This window comes from Pseudomonas sp. S30_BP2TU TE3576 (assembly GCF_050436025.1).
Classification (GTDB): domain Bacteria; phylum Pseudomonadota; class Gammaproteobacteria; order Pseudomonadales; family Pseudomonadaceae; genus Aquipseudomonas.
On record NZ_JBNDLK010000001.1, the window covers coordinates 5,679,992 to 5,696,015 of the forward strand.

A 16,024-nucleotide genomic window follows, 5' to 3' on the forward strand; every position below is an offset into this window, starting at 1 on the left:
TAAGGAATCAGAAATTCCTTGATCCAGGGTTTGTTGTAGCCGAGCGCGAACTGAGTGTTGCGGCGACGAAACCGACGCGGTGGGAGCGATCCTCCTGACCGCGCACGGGCTTGCTTGTTTCCAGCAGTTATTGACCTCCGGGCCGCCGGCGCTTGTTGCCGATGCCGGCCCGATTACCCGGCTAAAGGTGAACTCGATCATGACCAAACAGTTCGATATCCCGGTTTCACAGACCTTCGAGCAGCCTGGCCCCAACCCGGCTGACGCCCCCATCAGGAAACCGCTGAGACAGACGTTGCGTCCCTGGCTGATGGTGGGTGTTCCCATCCTCTTCGCGGCGGCGGGTTATGCCCACTATGTGTCGGGGCAGGCGTTTGTATCGACCGATAACGCTTACGCCCGGGTGGCGAAGGCATCGATCAATGCGCGGATCTCCGGGCAAGTTGTGGAAATCGCCGTCGAGGACAATCAGCAGGTTCAGAAGGGCCAGGTGCTGTTTCGGATCGACCCGAAACCGTTCCAGATCGCCGTCGACCGTGCGCAAGCGCAACTGAGTGTGGCGCGGCTGCGCATCGACGGGCTCAAGGCCAGCTACCGCCAGCAACAGGCTGAACTGCAATCGGCGAAAGAGTCGGCTGACTTCGACCAAAAGGATTTTGCCCGCAAGAAGGCACTGGTCGTGTCCGAGTTCGTTTCGAAGTCGATTTACGAACGTGCCGACACCGACGTGAAAGTGGCGCGGCAACGGATCGCGTCCATCGAGCAACAGATCGCCAGCACCGTGGTGGCCTTGAACGGCAATCCGAACATCGATGCCGATAGTCACCCGACGGTTCGCGAAGCCAGGGCGCTGCTCGACGAGGCCCAGTTGTACCTCTCGTACACCACGGTGTATGCGCCCGACAATGGCATCGTGGCCAAGGTCGACGACCTGCAGGTGGGCAACCATCTCAACAACGGTGCCCCGGCCTTTGCCTTGTTGTCCGATCATGAAGTCTGGATCGAGGCCAACTTCCGCGAAACCGACGTGACCCACATGCGCCCGGGCCAGGAGGCCACCATCCGCATCGATACCTACCCGGATCGCGTGTTCAAGGCCCACGTCACCAGCATGAGCCCGGGAGCCGGCTCGGACTTCGCGCTGCTGCCGCCCGAGAATGCGACCGGTAACTGGGTCAAGGTGACGCAGCGGGTGCCGGTACGGCTCGAGCTCGACGAAGTAGACCCGACGCTGCCGCTGTTCTCCGGGAGCAGCGCCACGGTCAGGATCGACACCCGGTTTCGCAGCCCCTGGTGGCATCCGCTCAAGGCGTTGCTGACTGCAGGTAACTTCTGATGAACGCCCAATCGGTGGTAAGCCCCGGTGGGGAGGGTGCGCGCTCGCTCAGGTTTGCCGCATTGCTGGCGACTTATATGCAGTCGGCGAATTTGCCGCTGCCGAACTCGGCACTCAGGTTGATTCAGGGCAGCCTGTCGATGAGCGACGATCAGGCGGGGTGGATTTTCACTGCGTACCTGGCCGCGAGTGCGATCAGCATGCCGCTCGCGCAGTGGCTGGCCGGGCGCTTTGGCTTGAAGTTGGTGTATCAGGCGGCGTTGGTGTTGTTCGTCCTTGGCTTGTTGCTCGCCACGGCAGCGACGACGCCACTGGAATTCGTGGGTGCGCGCATCGTTCAAGGCATCGCCAGTGGCGTGCTGGCACCGCTGTCGATGGCAATTGCCACGGAAACCTTGCCGCTGGAAAAACGCGCAAAGTTTGGCGCTACCTGGACCGCCATTGTGCTGTTCGGCATCGTCAGCGGCCCGAGCATCGGTGGCTGGATCGCCGAACATTTTGGCTGGCGGCCGATGTTCTACCTCAGCGTTCCACTGTCGGCGTTTATCTTCCTGGTGGTGGCGCTGTTGCTGGCGCAGAAGAAGGCCGAGAAACCTCCGGCGTTCGATTTCTTCGGTTTTGGCACCTTCACGCTCGGCATGATCAGCCTGCAAATGCTGCTCGACCGTGGCGAGCGGCTGGACTGGTTCGCCTCGCCCGAAATATGGCTGGAAGCGCTGGCATCGGCGCTGGGGATCTACCTGTTCGTGGTGCATGTGCTGACCTCGAACGTGCATTTCCTCAACAAGCGCTTACTCAAGGACCGCAACTTCGTGTTGTCGACGGTGATCTTTTTCGCCCTCGGTTTTGTGCTGTTGTCGACCATGGCCCTGACGTCGCCGATGCTCGACGAGATTCTCGGCTACCCGCCTGACACCACCGGTGCCTTGACGATTCCCCGTGGCATGGGACTGGTCGGCGCATTTCTGCTGATGGGCCGGGTTCCCGAGCGTTTCGACCGCCGTCCCTTCGTGGCGGCAGGCGTGGCGGTGGTGGTTTATGCCAACTGGTTGATGCTCGGCTATTCGCCGCTGATGGACGAATGGCCCGTGGCCGTCGCCGGTGCGATCCAGGGTGCGGGCCTGGGCATCTTGATGCCGGCGGTGAGCAAAGTCGCGTTCAGTACGCTCGACCCCAAGCTGCGCCCCGAAGGCACCGGTCTGTTCAATCTGGCCCGTGTCTACGGCAGCACGCTGGGCGTGGCGATCGTGCAACTGTTCTTCTTCAACAACACCCAGGCGATGCACATGGCGCTGGTCAGTAACCTGACGGCGTACCGCGCCGCTGCGCATTCGCTGGCCTCGGCGCCCTTGCAGGTGCTTGGCGGCCTCAACGAAATGATCACCGGCCAGGCCGCGTTTATCGCCGTTATCGACCAGTTCAAGATTTTGCTGGTGGTGATGCTGGTGGTGAGCCCGCTGGTGTTGTTTCTTCGCAAGCCCGTTGCGGCCAATTAGTTTTCGTGGAGTTTGCCAAATGAAATCTTATGCGCTGGTCATCAACAGGTATCTGCCGCAAACGAAGATCGCGGCGCTGTCGCTGCTGGTCTTTCTCTCGGCCTGCACCGTTGGCCCCGACTATGAAACACCGGCGGCGAGCTCGTCGCAGCACTATGACTTACAGGCCGAGCAGCGTCTTGCTCGCGGCGATGACCCACGCATCAATCCGGGCCAGCGGGTCAGTGGCGACTGGTGGACTGCCTTTCGCTCGCAGAAACTCGACCACGTGGTTCGTCGTGCCATCGATGGCAACCTTGATCTGGTGGCAGCCGATGCAACGATCCGGCAAGCGGCCTCTTCTGTCGCAGCGGCGCAGGGTGCGCTGTATCCGCAGGTCGATTTCGGTGCCGTGGCCGGTCGTCAACGGGTGCACAACGCCAAGGAGCCCTCCATCTCCAATTTCTATGCGATCGGACCGCGGGTGGGTTTCGACCTTGATGTGTTCGGCGGCAACAAGCGATTGATTGAACAGCAACAGGCGTTTGCCGAGCTGCAAAAACACCGCTACGAAGCGGCGTACCTGACCCTGACCGGCAACGTCGCCAGCCAGGCGTTGCTGGTGGCCTCCGCCAATGCGCAGATGCAAGCCGTGGAACAGCTGCTTGCCAATGACGCGAAGAACCTTGAATTGGTGCGCATGGCCCACCGCAATGGCACCACCACACAGATTGATGTGTCGCTGGCCGAGACGCGCCTCGCTCAGGACCGCACGTTGTTGCCACCCCTCGCTCAGCAGCGCGATGCCGCACGTCATGCACTGTCGATTCTGACGGGGAAGGGGCCGGCAGACTGGATCGCTCCCGACTTCGAGCTGAGCGAGTTTGCGTTGCCGTCAAACGTTCCCGTCAGTTTGCCCTCGGAAATGGCCCACGACCGGCCAGATGTGCTGCAAGCCGAGGCTCAACTGCACATGGCCAGCGCGGCGGTGGGTGTGGCGACGGCGAACCTCTATCCCCACGTCACGCTGTCTGCGTCCCTGGTGCAGGCGGCTTCGGGTAATGGCAGCGCGGCACTCTGGGGTTTTGCTGCCGGGTTGGCCGGGCCGCTCTTCGATGGCGGAACGCTCAAGGCGCAGCAGCAGGCCGCCATCGACGGCTACAAAGCGACGCTCGCCGGTTACCAGCAGACGGTCATTACCTCGTTCGGGCAGGTCGCCGACACCTTGCAGGCGATCAACCATGACGCCGAGGAAAATCTGGCACAGGCCGACGCGTTGCGAGCGGCCGAAACCAGTTTGCAGTTGAACCGGCAGGCCTTTGCGCAAGGCGAGAACAGCATTCTCCAGGTCCTGGAAGCGGAGCGCGCCTATGAGCAGGCGCTGCTGGGACAGATCCGTGTGAAAACGGCGCAGTACCTCGACACCGTGCAGTTGTTTATTGCGCTGGGCGGTAATTCGGTCGGTACCTTCGAGCAACGTGTCGCGTCTGGCGACGGGCAGAAACCTTCGTATCAATAATGGCTGCGGCCTGGAGTAAAGACATGACCTATGAAGCCTTTCACGACGGACTGCGCGACACCGGGTTTGCGCTCAACCATGGCGCGGTCGAGATGCCGGCGGTTGGATTCGGTACGTTGTTCCGCGATCTCGCCACCACGACCCAAGCGGTCAAGGAAGCGCTGGCCGCCGGTTTCCGCCATTTCGATTGTGCCGAGCGCTATCGCAACGAAACACAGGTTGGCGTTGCCATCAAGGAAGTGCTGGAAGCGGGCAAAATCCGCCGCGAGGAACTGTTCATCACCACCAAACTGTGGAACACCAACCATCGTCCCGAACGCGTCGGACCTGCGTTCGACGCCAGTTGCCAACGCCTGCAAGTGGACTACATCGACTGCTACCTGATCCACACACCGTTTGCCTTCCAGCCCGGCGAAGACCAGGACCCGAGGGACGAGCAGGGCAACGTCATCTACGACAACGACGTGACGCTGATCGAGACGTGGCGGGCGCTGGAGCGGCTGGTGGATGAGGGGCGGGCCAGGTCCATCGGTGTGTCCGATATCACACTGGAGGCGCTGAAGGCACTGGTCGCCGTCGCCCGGATAAAACCCGCCGTAGTGCAGGTCGAGTCCCACCCTTATTTGCCGGAGTGGGAGTTGCTTGAGTTCTGTAAAGAACACGGAATCATCGTGCTGGCGTTTGCGCCGCTGGGGCATGGCATGCAACCGAATGTGCTGGAAGACCCGGTGATCACCGGCATCGCCCGCGCGCTTGCAGAAGACGCCGGCCCAGGTGGCACTGGCCTGGTCGGTACAACGTGGGGTGGCGTTCCTGACCACCTCGGCAACCCCAAGTCATATCCGGGAAAATATCGATATCTCGACCTTGCCGTTCAGGGCCATGGTTGAGATTAAACAAGACATCACAACCCGTATACGCTTTAACTCGGTGGTTGAAACCGGTGTCCCCGGATTCATTGCGCGCAAGCAGTAGTGCCTGACGTCAGGGCGGTTCGTCACAGGGCCGTCCTGTTTGTCTATCCCTTGAGGTGAAGACGATGGATGTTTTCCAGACCCTGCGGTGTTTCGCGGCGGTTGCCCAAAGCGGCAGCTTCACGGCAGCCGCCGCGATGTTGGACACCACCACGACCAACGTTTCAAAAGCCGTTTCCAGCCTGGAGGCCAGGCTGCAAACGCGGTTGATCAACCGCACCACCCGGCGCCTGGCGTTGACCGAAGCCGGTGTGCGTTATTTGCAGCGCTGCGAGCGGATTCTGCAGGACATACGTGAGGCCGACGAAGAGGCGGGCACGGCGCAGGTCATGCCCGCAGGCCGGTTGAAAATCCATGCCATGTCGGCCATTGGCAACCACTACGTGATCGGTGCCATTGCCCGCTACAGAGAAAACTATCCATCGGTATTGTTTGATCTGACCGTGACCAATCGGCTGCCGGATTTGCTGGAGGAAGGCTATGACATGTCGATTGTGCTGGCGCGGGATCTGCCCGATTCCGGATTTGTCGCCCAGCGGCTGGGTATCACCTACAGCATCCTCTGCGCCTCGCCGGCGTACCTGAGCCAACGCGGGATTCCAGAGTCGCCGAGTGATCTCGGCAGCCATGATTGCCTGCGAATCGTCAACACGGTCATGCCGGTCGAGAATTGGGTATTCGAAGGTCCGCAAGGGATGGAAACGTTCAACGCGCCCGTGTCTCCCTTTCACGTCAATACGGCTGATGCCATGACAGTCGCGATCAGGAACGGGATGGGGATCGGTATTCAGCCGATTGCTTCGGCCGTCGATGGTTTGCGGGCGGGGACATTAGTGCGCGTATTGCCCGGGTATCGACTTGAAGAATTGAACTTGTTTGCCATCTACCCGTCACGCAAGTTTGTCGATGCAAAAATAAAAACCTGGGTGGAGTTTCTAAAACACTCCATTCCGGGTTTGCTCGCGTCTGATGAAAAAATTATCGGTTCGTCTGTAGCGCGTTGAAGCCTTTGATGTGACAGGAGCTGTACGCATGGAGTGTCGACCCTCCATCGTCCATACAGTGTTCAACCGTTCGAGCATCCGGTACCCATGACTTGATATTCAATGGTGCGCCGCTGGCCCCGGGAATCTTCATAGGTCATGCGCGCCGGGACCGGTCCGCATTCATCCGCGATTTCCGACACTTCGATGACGCGTTTGATATCCAGCCTGGTGTCGTACGTGTAGGTTTCAACCGACGGTTTGCTGTTTGCGGCCGCTGCAGGGCTGTCGTCTGCAAATGCCTGGGCGCCGGCGGCGCCAAGCGCTACGAGGAGCGCGATTTTTAGCAGTTTCATGATGTTCACCTTGTGGTTCAAGAGTTGTCCGGCAAGCGTTTTTTACCTCGTGAGTGAGTTGCGCTTCAGTGGGTTTACTCACTTTGGTAGAGCCGATGTTAGGCGTTTGTCAGGGGCGCAAATATCGGTCCGCGGGATAAACACTGTTGCCGGATTGCCCATGAATCGAACCTGTAGTCATGATCGTTTCAACGCTCAGCACCAGCGGCGCACAATAGCCTTGACCGCTTCGACACTGTTCTGGAGAAAGCATGAAAGTTGGTGTGATTTCCGATACCCATGGATTGCTGCGCCCCGAAGCCCTTGCGGCCCTGGAGGGATGTGAGCAGATCATTCACGCAGGTGACATCGGTAGCCCGGAGATTCTTGATCGACTGGCATCTATCGCGCCTCTGCACGTCGTACGTGGCAACAATGACCGGGAGGCACGTTGGGCAGAGAGGCTTCCCGAGCTTCTGCGTTTGGATCTCAACGGATGGCAGATTCTATTGACGCATGACATTGCCGATGTCCCGGAAGAACTTGATGCAGGCATAAAACTGGTCATCACCGGCCACTCCCATAAGCCTTGCATTGAATGGCGCGGCACACAGCTTTATCTCAATCCTGGCAGCGCGGGACGGCGGCGTTTCAAGCTACCGGTGACGCTGGCTTTGCTTGAAGTACTTGAGACTTCAATTGAGCCACGACTGATTTACCTTCTCGAATGACTCACGTTATCGGTGGTGGGGCGCTCGTGCTTCTCATCGGAAAGTCTCGGTGGACGCTTGCGATAGTGGCCTATAGCCGCTAAACGTTAGGAGGTGTTTGGAGAGGGTGTGAAGATGATTTCAAGATTTGTGGTCGTGCCTGCAATCCCAACGGAAACCGGCCCCATGCGTAACGGATCACGCTTCTACTGTCAGACGGCGCCGATAGGCTTCAACCTCTACGACAATCAGGAGAAGCTGCGGCTGAAGACTACCTATCAGGCCCGAGAAGAGGCCGAGAATGAGTGCCAGCGGCTTAACGTGGAGCGGCTACAACGCATCACCCATCATGGTCAGATTTTGGGCCCTAAGGTGAAATAGACGGATCAGGGCTTCTAGCCGTTCATCGAAAATGGACGGTTCATCCAAGGTATGGGTTGCGTGGTCCACAGCTCCTCAAGAACCTCGATTTTGGTTAACTGACTTCCTCAGGGCGTGAAGCAGACACTCACTGGAGGGTCCGTTGATGGGTAATGCCGATCAATCAGGCGAACCCGGACGCAACGCCTTCTTTGTAGCAGCTGCCGAAGGCTGCGTCCGGCTGCGCAGCAGTCGTAAATCCGGCTTGCACGATCTCTCTGTCGTACCGCGAACGCTGATTTTACGACTTTGAATTGGATGCTGTCTGAGGGCCACCAGACCCACGATGGCGGCGAGTAGCTGCAATCAGCTGGCTTGGTTAATAAAATTGTCCATAACGTAGCTCCGCCGTGCGGTGCACCAAGTTGCTGTTTCTTCCGCTCGCATTCAGCCAGCGGCATCTCGTCATGTCGATGGTATTGCTTCGGCGTGCCTGGGCAAGGCGATTGAAATCAGAGCGGCCAATATTACAAACGCCGTGGACACCCACAGACAAGCCCCCAGCCCATAGGTCTGGTAAATCCAGCCGGACAGCACGGTGCCGAGCAGCCGCCCCAGAGCGTTGGACATGTAGTAGAAACCAACGTCCAGCGATACTCCGTCCTCTTTGGCATAGGAGACGATCAGGTAGCTGTGCAAGGATGAGTTCACCGCAAACAGCGCACCGAAGATCATCAACCCACTCAGGAGTACAGTCTGGGGCGACCAGCCCGCCGAGAGACCGAGGGCGATGGCCGCCGGCAGGCCGGCCAGCAACGCCGCCCAAACGAAGGCCGCTCGCCCATCCGGGACGTGGCCATGCTTCTTCCCGGTGATGTTCGGGGCGAGAGACTGGACGATGCCATAACCGATGACCCAAGCCGCCAGAAATCCACCCACCCACCAAAAGTCCCAGCCAAATACCTCACTCAGGTACACCGGCAAAGCGACGACAAACCACACATCGCGAGCACCAAAGAGAAACAGCCGCGCTGCCGAGAGGATGTTGATCGCTCGGCTCTTGGAAAGCATCTCGCGGAACTTCGGCTTGGCCTTGGCTTTGCCCAGGTCCTTTTTCAGCAGGAGCAGGCTCGCAATCCAGACCAGCGCCAATACCGTTGCCATCAGTAGCACCGCCCCTCTGAAAGTCAGCCATGCCAGTAAGGCGCCGCCCAAGAAGAAGCCCATACCCTTGAGGGCGTTTTTTGAGCCGGTGAGGATAGCTATCCACTGATAAAGCGTGCCCTGCTGCTGGTTGGGTACCAGAAGCTTGATCGAACTCTTGGCACTCATCTTGTTGAGGTCTTTGGCGATACCGGACAACGCTTGAGCGCCCATCACCCAAGGGATGGTTAGCCAGGCGGCTGGCACTGTGAGCATCAGCAAGGCGGCCACCTGGAGCCCCAAACCGATGTTCATCGTGCGATTCAAGCCCAGGCGAGCGCCGAGGTAGCCACCCACCAGGTTGGTGATGACGCCGAAGATCTCGTAAAACAGGAACAGCGCGGCAATTTGCAGCGGCGAGTAGCCCAATGTGTGGAAATGCAGCACCACCAACATGCGCAGTGCACCATCGGTGAGGGTGAAGGCCCAGTAATTGCCGGTGACTAGCAGGTATTGCCGAACTTCCGGGGAAAGGGCTGACAACGCCTTCATGATCGCTCCTGTTAACCGGCCAAACCAACCAGCCTGGCCAGTTCGACAACACGGTTGGCGTACCCCCACTCGTTGTCGTACCACGCGTAGATTTTCACTTGAGTGCCGTTCACCACCATGGTCGAGAGTGCATCAATGATCGAGGAACGCGGATCGGTGCGGTAGTCGATCGAAACCAGCGGACGCTCCTCATAGCCGAGGATGTTTATCAGCGGGCCAGCGGCCGCCGCTTTGAGCAGGGCATTGACCTCATCCACCGAGGTCTCGCGTTCCACCTCAAATACGCAGTCGGTAAGAGAGGCATTGGCCAGCGGTACGCGCACGGCGTGGCCGTTCAGGCGGCCACGCAACTCTGGAAAAATCTCGGCAATTGCTGTCGCCGACCCGGTACTGGTCGGGATCAGGCTCATACCCGAAGCACGGGCTCGACGCAGGTCCTTGTGCGGCTGATCGAGAATACTTTGGGTATTGGTCAGGTCGTGGATCGTGGTGATAGAGCCATGGCGAATACCCAGGTTTTCGTGGATCACTTTGACCACTGGAGCCAGGCAATTGGTGGTGCAGGATGCAGCGGTAACAATACGGTGCTGCGCCGGATCGAACAGGTGCTGATTGACGCCCATGACGATGTTCAGCGCCCCCTGTTCCTTCACCGGAGCACAAACCACCACGCGCTTCACACCTTGTTCCAGATACGCCTGAAGCACGTCAACGGTCTTCATTTTGCCACTGGCCTCGATGACCAGGTCACAGCCGGACCAGTCAGTGTCGGCGATGGATTTGTTGGCGGTCACCCGCATGCGTCGACCGTCAATGACCACATAATCGCCATCGGCGCTGGCTTCGTTGTGCCAACGGCCGTGCACCGAGTCGAAATTGAGCAGATGCGCATGAGTGATAGCGTCGCCAGAAGGGTCATTGATTTGCACGAATTCAAACTCAGGCCAGTGCCAGGCCGCGCGCAAGGCAAGACGACCGATTCGACCGAAACCGTTGATTCCTATTCTGATGCTCATAGCGTTGTTCTCTTTCGTGTGCTGTCTTCGGAGGGGCAGGACTGGCCTGATTGAATTGGCTGTTACGTTAGCAGCAGACAGCCCTGCGCTCAGGGCGGCCACCCATCTGATCAAGGCGTTTTTCGTCCCGGCTCAGCCAGTGTCGGTTGGCTTCGAGTGTCACCTGGAGTATGTCGACGACCCACTGTGAAAGTTCAGGGTGCACTCGATAGTAAATCCATTGATCTTGACGGCGATTTTCGAGCAGGCCGCAGGCGCGCAACTGAGCAAGGTGGCGTGAAACCTTGGATTGACTGTCGTCCAGCGCCCAGATCAGTTCACACACGCAGAGTTCGCCTTGTGCACAGAGCATCAGCATGATTCTGGTGCGGGTTTCATCACCCAGGCATTTGAAGACAGTGGCAGGCAGGAGGCTCATAGCACGGCTCGTATATTCGAGAATGCGAATATACAGATATTGTTGAAATGAGAAAGCCGACTTTTTCAACACAATCGGCCGATACCGACCGATTTATCCCTGCCGACCGGGTCTCTGGCAACGTATGAGAGCCCGCGCCCGGCAATCCAATCCTCAGCGCGACCTGCAAACAGCGCCAGACCTCAACTTCGCAAAACCCTCAAAGTAACCGTTCAATGGCAGAATCTCCTCAATTTGATCGTTTTGGAGAACACTATGCTTCGTGCGTTTGAACGAAGGCTCGACCCCTTTCCTCCTGACGAGGTACCCCCGCCACCCGACGGTCTGGCTCGCTTCCTGTGGGCCTGTACGCGGGGCGCCCGCGGTTACATCCTTGCGCTTGCGCTACTAAGTGCCGCTGTGTCGATTTACGAAGCCTGGCTGTTTTCCTTCCTCGGGCAGGTCGTGGACCTGCTCTCGACCTGGCAGGCAGGCGGTGAAGCGGCTGCGCAGGAAAGTCGCGTGTTGTGGGGTATGGGCATCGTAATGGTGACCAGTGTCGGTCTGGTGGCGTTGCGCACCATGGTGCAGCACCAGATATTAGCGATTAACTTGCCGTTGCGGCTGCGCTGGGACTTCCATCGCCTGATGCTGCGACAAAGCCTCTCGTTTTTTTCCGATGAGTTTTCCGGCCGAGTCACGACCAAGGTGATGCAGACTGCGCTAGCGGTGCGCGACGTGCTATTCACCCTTATCGAAATCGCACCCGGGATCGGCGTGTATTTCATTGCGATCATCGCACTGGCCGGCGGCTTCGCTCTGAAACTGATGCTGCCTTTCGTTGCCTGGGTCGTGTTGTTCGGCCTGGCCATGCTGTACTTCGTGCCCCGTCTGGGAAAAGTCGGGCAGGAACAGGCGAATGCGCGGTCGATGATGACCGGGCGTATTGCAGACGCCTACACGAATATCTCTACGGTGAAGCTGTTCTCCCACTCCAATCGTGAAGCGCACTTCGCGCGTGCAGCGATGGAGGATTTCAAGCAAACCGGCTTTCGCCAGATGCGCCTGGTAAGCCAGTTCGAGATCGTTAACCAGGCATTGGTGGTGGCGTTGATCATGGCAGCAGGTGGTTATGCCCTGTGGCTATGGCACCAGGGTGAGGTCGGCGCAGGTGCCGTGGCGGCAATCATCGCCATGGCGTTGCGTATCAATGGCATGTCGAACTGGATCATGTGGCAAATGACCTCGCTGTTCGAGAGCATCGGCACCGTACAGGATGGCATGGCGACGCTGACCTTGGGCACCAAGGTGCAGGACGCGCCGGGTGCCGGCGTGCTAGTGACCTCCGGTGGCGCGGTAACGTTCGATAAGGTGAGCTTCAACTACAATGGCGAACGCCAGGTGCTCGATGGCCTGAGCCTGAACATTCGCCCGGGCGAAAAAATCGGCCTGGTTGGCCGCTCTGGCGCCGGCAAATCCACGCTTATCAACTTGCTGCTGCGCTTCTATGACGTCGACAGCGGGGAGATTCGCATCGACGGCCAAAACATCGCACAAGTGACGCAAGACAGCCTGCGCAGCGCCATCGGCATGGTCACGCAGGATACCTCCCTGCTGCACCGTTCCATTCGCGACAACATCGCCTACGGCCGTCCCGATGCGACCGACGCGCAAATCCGCAGCGCCGCGGCCAATGCCCAGGCCGATGAGTTCATCAGCCAACTGAGCGACCGGCAAGGCCATACCGGCTACGACACCCTTGTGGGTGAGCGGGGCATCAAGCTGTCGGGCGGCCAGCGCCAACGCGTCGCGATTGCCCGGGTGATGCTCAAGAACGCCCCGATCCTGCTTCTTGACGAGGCCACCAGCGCGCTGGACTCGGAAGTCGAAGTAGCCATTCAGGAAAGCCTCGATGAAATGATGCAGGGCAAGACTGTGATCGCCATCGCCCATCGGCTGTCCACGATTGCGGCCATGGACCGACTCATCGTCATGGATGACGGACGCATCATCGAACAGGGCACCCACACCGAATTGCTCGGGAAGAACGGTGTCTATGCGCGGCTATGGCAGCATCAAAGCGGCGGGTTCCTGGGGGAGGACAAGGGAGTGGTCGAGGCGTTGGATCAGGCGTGAGCGTGATCAGCGTAAATCAAAGGCATGTTTCTGGCCGATAGATGCCTGACGCGATGGGCTGCAATCAACCCAAAGCCGGCTGTGATGACAGGCGGCTTTGGGATTGAATCGGTCATGTAAGCGGTTTTTTGCGTTTGCCGACGCCATGACCGGCCGTTTGATAGACGACGCTAGCCTCCGCTGCCACTTCCTTGGTCATTGTTGACCTTGACCTGTGGCCCGACGCCATCCCCTGTACGGAATGTAGGTAACGCAACCGAGTTCACGAATTTCACACCGTCCCAGCTGGGCAAGGGTGTGGGCATCAACTGGAACTGGCCCGGGTGCTCAGAGTCCCAGCGCAGCAGCATCGCCGTGTCCTCATGCTGAGTGTTGTGGCAGTGCTCCATGTAGGTACCGGCAAACTCACGGATGCGTATGGCCATTTCGACATTGTCGAGGCTCTCAGGATGGCGGCCTATATTGTAGATATCTTTGCGCGCCCCTTTTTCCCATTCGGGTGGTGGTTTGCCACCTCGAGTGAGAATGATCCCTTCCTCGAAGTGCACATGTACCGGGTGACTCCAGCCATTGCCGCCGTTCTGGATCTTCCAGACTTCCAGCGTGCCTTCACCCTTGAATCCGGCCGGTGTCGGGCCTGTGGCCAGTTGGGGCGCAGCTGAAATCCGGCGGGGGTCCATGGGGAAGCCTGGGCCGCCATCGGTCTTGATCGTCCAGGGCGTAAAATCCGTGCCGTTGGAGCGGCCAAAGATGAAGGTGCGGTGCCGCGCCTGGGCAAGCCGGGCGATATCGGCAGGGTCATCACGGTGCAAGGGCAGGGGGATCATGAACCTGCCCTCGGGCTTGCCAGGTTTGGCGGGCTCGAAGTCGACCGGATTCAGGCTGACATCCTGGCCGGTGTAAGGCTGGACGTTGAGTTGCAGGAACAGGCCCACGCCCGGGTCACCGTTGACCCACTGTGGCCCGTGGCTGGTTTGCCTGACAACGGGCAGGTACTTCCCGGAGAGTACATCCGCCAATGGAATGTCACGATTTGGACGCTTACCGTCTTCATGCTCCTCGATGTTGACGAAGAAAATCTTGTCGCCCGGGCTGATGCCGTTTTTCGCGAAGTCGATGACGATGTCATAGCGCTCGCCAATGCCCTGTATCGGCAGAATGGCATTGTGGTTCTGTGTGTCACCGTCGCCATCGAGGTCCAGGCTGCCATCGAACGGTACCGCGTGCTCCATGATATTGCCGTCGTTGGCAATCAAGTGGAATGGCACCCGGTTATAGGAAACCCCGGAGCCGTTCGGGCCAGGGAACTCGCCGCCATTACCATTGACCTGACGTACCACCGCCAGCTTGAAGTAGCGAGAAACCGATCCATTGAGAATGCGGAAACGGTAGCGGCGGGCACGTACGTCCAGGAAGGGCTTGTACTCCCAGTTGGTCAGCACCTGGTCACCGAGAAAACCGTCGGTGTTGAAGGGGTTGAACCACAGTTGGCCGGTCTGGTCCCAGGCCTTGTCGGCGATCATCAAGTTGACGTCATAGTCGCGGTTACCCCAGCCCAACGCCGAACCGCTGGGCAAGCGCAGGTTGACCCCGTCGTCGACCGACTCGTTGCCACGGTCCACGGCGCTGTAGTAGTTCATCATCGTCGCATTGCCCTTGTAGACATTTTGCGCGGTGAAATCGAGCATGTGGTCGTGGAACCAGTGGCTGCTCATGGTTTCGCGCCAGTCGCCACGGATCTTGATGGTGCCGTTGTTGCAGGTCTTGAGGCCCGGAGTGGCGTCGTTGACGAACAGGGTTTCACCGGGGTCGCACGGGAACGCTGCCCGTGGGTCCTGTGCAGTGGTGTTGATGGTGTCGTAACCGGCCAACTGGATCGGCCAGCGATAGTCGTAGTACTGGCCCGGGAAGAAGAACGCGTTGGTAAAGCCGTCGCTTTCCGCAGGCGAGTGGCCGTTATGTTCATGGGTGGTGAGGGTGTGCAGGCCGAAGCCCCGGTTGGCCGACGGGTCAATGGGCAAGGCATCGTAATGACGCATCAGCATCGCCTGGCCATAGCGCACCAGGAGCAGTTTGGGCGGAAAGGTGCCGTCGAATGTCCACAACGCATTGTGGTCCTGGACAGGGAAGTTGGGGTGAAACTGCACTTGAATACCCTTGGTCGTGCCCTCGTTGGCCGGGTTGCCGTTGGTGTTGTGGTAGAGCCCGCCTGGCGCAAATTCCCCCACGGCGTAGTTATGCCGTTGCATACGATCACGCAAGCCGCTGTTGACGTGTGCGCCGGCTTGCACCGTCTTGAAGGCATCGCGCGGGAGAAACTCATTGAAACGCTGGTGCGACCAGCCTTTTCCCGGTGGCCGGCCTTCTGCGGGGGAGTCGACCCGGCGGTTGAGGAAAAGCTCGATCTGCGCCTTCCAGGGGTTGCGGTCCAGGACATTGGAGAACTCTGTCGGGAAGGGCGTCAGTGCCGGCTGCCTGAGAAAGGCGTCCAGCGCATCCGGCGACGGGCCGCTACGCGCCACGTTCAATGGATCTTGCGCGGGGGCGGGGCCCACCGTCGGAACGGGAAACGGAACGGGTGATGGCGGGTCGGTCGGATCCAGTTTGTTCGAGCCGAACTCCTCGAAAAGCTCAAGCTTCTGGGTGAAGGGTTGAGCCCCGAACACCGGGCTGGCATTGCCGTTAGTGGGGATGTTGAAGCTGGGTTGCAGATTGGGTGGCAGCACATTGTCGACCAAGGGGGTCTGGCGGTTACCAACCACGCCATTGGGTAAGTCAAAGGCACCGACGTTGGCGGGAGGTAACTTGAGCAAGTCCCGCAATGCGGCATTGGGGTCGGCGGGCGGATTGGTGAACGCCGATGGATCGGTAGGGGGCGGTGGATCGGTGTTGTCGAGGGGGACTGCCTGGGTCTGGGAAAAGCCCAGCCCCAACATGATCACGGCAGCAGAGATACTCAGCGCCAGCCTGGTTTTGAACAATGGACTAGGTTTCGACCTTTCGGTGTCTAGTTTCATCGCAAACACCTCTGACGGGTTCCTCGGAGCGCGTGGCAATACAGGGGCAACGAGCCACGACTTCCTGGCCC

At 59.2% G+C, this 16,024-nt stretch carries 12 protein-coding genes and 1 pseudogene; 8 read left to right on the top strand and 5 right to left on the bottom strand.

The genetic code is table 11. From position 1 onward, the window contains the following. Positions 1-199: 199 nt before the first annotated feature. The 5 genes and pseudogenes from ABIA48_RS26040 to ABIA48_RS26060 all read left to right on the top strand — a co-directional run bounded on the left by ABIA48_RS26040 (position 200) and on the right by ABIA48_RS26060 (position 6,308). Complete coding sequence (locus tag ABIA48_RS26040) at positions 200-1,336, top strand: HlyD family secretion protein (protein ID WP_429492364.1); 1,137 nt, start codon at positions 200-202, stop codon at positions 1,334-1,336. Next, the gene (locus tag ABIA48_RS26045; protein WP_429492366.1) at positions 1,336-2,832 is read left to right on the top strand and encodes a DHA2 family efflux MFS transporter permease subunit; all 1,497 of its coding nucleotides are present in this window, start codon (positions 1,336-1,338) and stop codon (positions 2,830-2,832) included. Before ABIA48_RS26040 ends, ABIA48_RS26045 begins: the two co-directional genes overlap by 1 nt. Before the next feature lie 19 nt (positions 2,833-2,851). Continuing rightward, positions 2,852-4,330 (top strand): efflux transporter outer membrane subunit, encoded by a 1,479-nt coding sequence (locus ABIA48_RS26050; RefSeq protein WP_429492368.1) that lies wholly within the window; start codon positions 2,852-2,854, stop codon positions 4,328-4,330. A gap of 23 nt (positions 4,331-4,353) precedes the next feature. Further along, positions 4,354-5,305: pseudogene (locus ABIA48_RS26055) on the top strand (aldo/keto reductase). A 64-nt stretch (positions 5,306-5,369) separates the two neighbouring features. Next, on the top strand, positions 5,370-6,308 hold the full coding sequence (locus ABIA48_RS26060) for a LysR family transcriptional regulator (protein ID WP_429492370.1): 939 nt from the start codon (positions 5,370-5,372) through the stop codon (positions 6,306-6,308). A gap of 62 nt (positions 6,309-6,370) precedes the next feature. Here the strand turns inward: ABIA48_RS26060 and ABIA48_RS26065 are convergent, their stop codons facing one another. Further along, positions 6,371-6,643, bottom strand: coding sequence for a DUF2790 domain-containing protein (locus tag ABIA48_RS26065; protein ID WP_429492372.1), 273 nt, complete (start codon positions 6,641-6,643; stop codon positions 6,371-6,373). 251 nt (positions 6,644-6,894) lie between these two features. On the opposite strand from ABIA48_RS26065, the gene ABIA48_RS26070 reads away from it, so the two are divergent. Continuing rightward, the gene (locus ABIA48_RS26070; RefSeq protein WP_429492374.1) at positions 6,895-7,353 is read left to right on the top strand and encodes a metallophosphoesterase family protein; all 459 of its coding nucleotides are present in this window, start codon (positions 6,895-6,897) and stop codon (positions 7,351-7,353) included. Between the two features lie 114 nt (positions 7,354-7,467). After that, positions 7,468-7,713: a hypothetical protein gene (locus ABIA48_RS26075; protein ID WP_429492948.1), complete on the top strand. Its 246-nt coding sequence runs from the start codon at positions 7,468-7,470 to the stop codon at positions 7,711-7,713. Positions 7,714-8,157: 444 nt separating this feature from the next. Here ABIA48_RS26075 and arsJ read toward each other — a convergent pair whose 3' ends face one another. The 3 genes from arsJ to ABIA48_RS26090 form a co-directional block, all read right to left on the bottom strand. After that, positions 8,158-9,387, bottom strand: coding sequence for an organoarsenical effux MFS transporter ArsJ (gene arsJ / locus ABIA48_RS26080; RefSeq protein ID WP_429492376.1), 1,230 nt, complete (start codon positions 9,385-9,387; stop codon positions 8,158-8,160). 11 nt (positions 9,388-9,398) lie between these two features. Then, complete coding sequence (locus ABIA48_RS26085) at positions 9,399-10,403, bottom strand: ArsJ-associated glyceraldehyde-3-phosphate dehydrogenase (RefSeq protein ID WP_429492378.1); 1,005 nt, start codon at positions 10,401-10,403, stop codon at positions 9,399-9,401. Between the two features lie 67 nt (positions 10,404-10,470). Further along, a complete protein-coding gene (locus ABIA48_RS26090; protein ID WP_429492950.1) occupies positions 10,471-10,821 on the bottom strand; it encodes an ArsR/SmtB family transcription factor in 351 nt (116 codons plus the stop codon). A 255-nt stretch (positions 10,822-11,076) separates the two neighbouring features. Here ABIA48_RS26090 and ABIA48_RS26095 point away from each other — a divergent pair, with 255 nt between their 5' ends. After that, positions 11,077-12,936, top strand: a complete 1,860-nt coding sequence (locus ABIA48_RS26095) for an ABC transporter ATP-binding protein (RefSeq protein ID WP_429492379.1) — start codon at positions 11,077-11,079, stop codon at positions 12,934-12,936. 170 nt (positions 12,937-13,106) lie between these two features. Here the strand turns inward: ABIA48_RS26095 and ABIA48_RS26100 are convergent, their stop codons facing one another. Beyond that, positions 13,107-15,953, bottom strand: a complete 2,847-nt coding sequence (locus tag ABIA48_RS26100; protein WP_429492381.1) for a multicopper oxidase domain-containing protein — start codon at positions 15,951-15,953, stop codon at positions 13,107-13,109. Positions 15,954-16,024 lie beyond the last annotated feature (71 nt).

Coding starts and splice junctions, on each gene's coding strand:
- ABIA48_RS26070 (WP_429492374.1), top strand. CDS start 6,895: ATGAAAGTTGGTGTGATTTCCGATACCCATGGATTGCTGCGCCCCGAA.
- ABIA48_RS26060 (WP_429492370.1), top strand. CDS start 5,370: ATGGATGTTTTCCAGACCCTGCGGTGTTTCGCGGCGGTTGCCCAAAGC.
- ABIA48_RS26100 (WP_429492381.1), bottom strand. CDS start 15,953: ATGAAACTAGACACCGAAAGGTCGAAACCTAGTCCATTGTTCAAAACC.
- ABIA48_RS26065 (WP_429492372.1), bottom strand. CDS start 6,643: ATGAAACTGCTAAAAATCGCGCTCCTCGTAGCGCTTGGCGCCGCCGGC.
- ABIA48_RS26085 (WP_429492378.1), bottom strand. CDS start 10,403: ATGAGCATCAGAATAGGAATCAACGGTTTCGGTCGAATCGGTCGTCTT.
- ABIA48_RS26045 (WP_429492366.1), top strand. CDS start 1,336: ATGAACGCCCAATCGGTGGTAAGCCCCGGTGGGGAGGGTGCGCGCTCG.
- ABIA48_RS26050 (WP_429492368.1), top strand. CDS start 2,852: ATGAAATCTTATGCGCTGGTCATCAACAGGTATCTGCCGCAAACGAAG.
- ABIA48_RS26095 (WP_429492379.1), top strand. CDS start 11,077: ATGCTTCGTGCGTTTGAACGAAGGCTCGACCCCTTTCCTCCTGACGAG.
- arsJ (WP_429492376.1), bottom strand. CDS start 9,387: ATGAAGGCGTTGTCAGCCCTTTCCCCGGAAGTTCGGCAATACCTGCTA.
- ABIA48_RS26090 (WP_429492950.1), bottom strand. CDS start 10,821: ATGAGCCTCCTGCCTGCCACTGTCTTCAAATGCCTGGGTGATGAAACC.
- ABIA48_RS26075 (WP_429492948.1), top strand. CDS start 7,468: ATGATTTCAAGATTTGTGGTCGTGCCTGCAATCCCAACGGAAACCGGC.
- ABIA48_RS26040 (WP_429492364.1), top strand. CDS start 200: ATGACCAAACAGTTCGATATCCCGGTTTCACAGACCTTCGAGCAGCCT.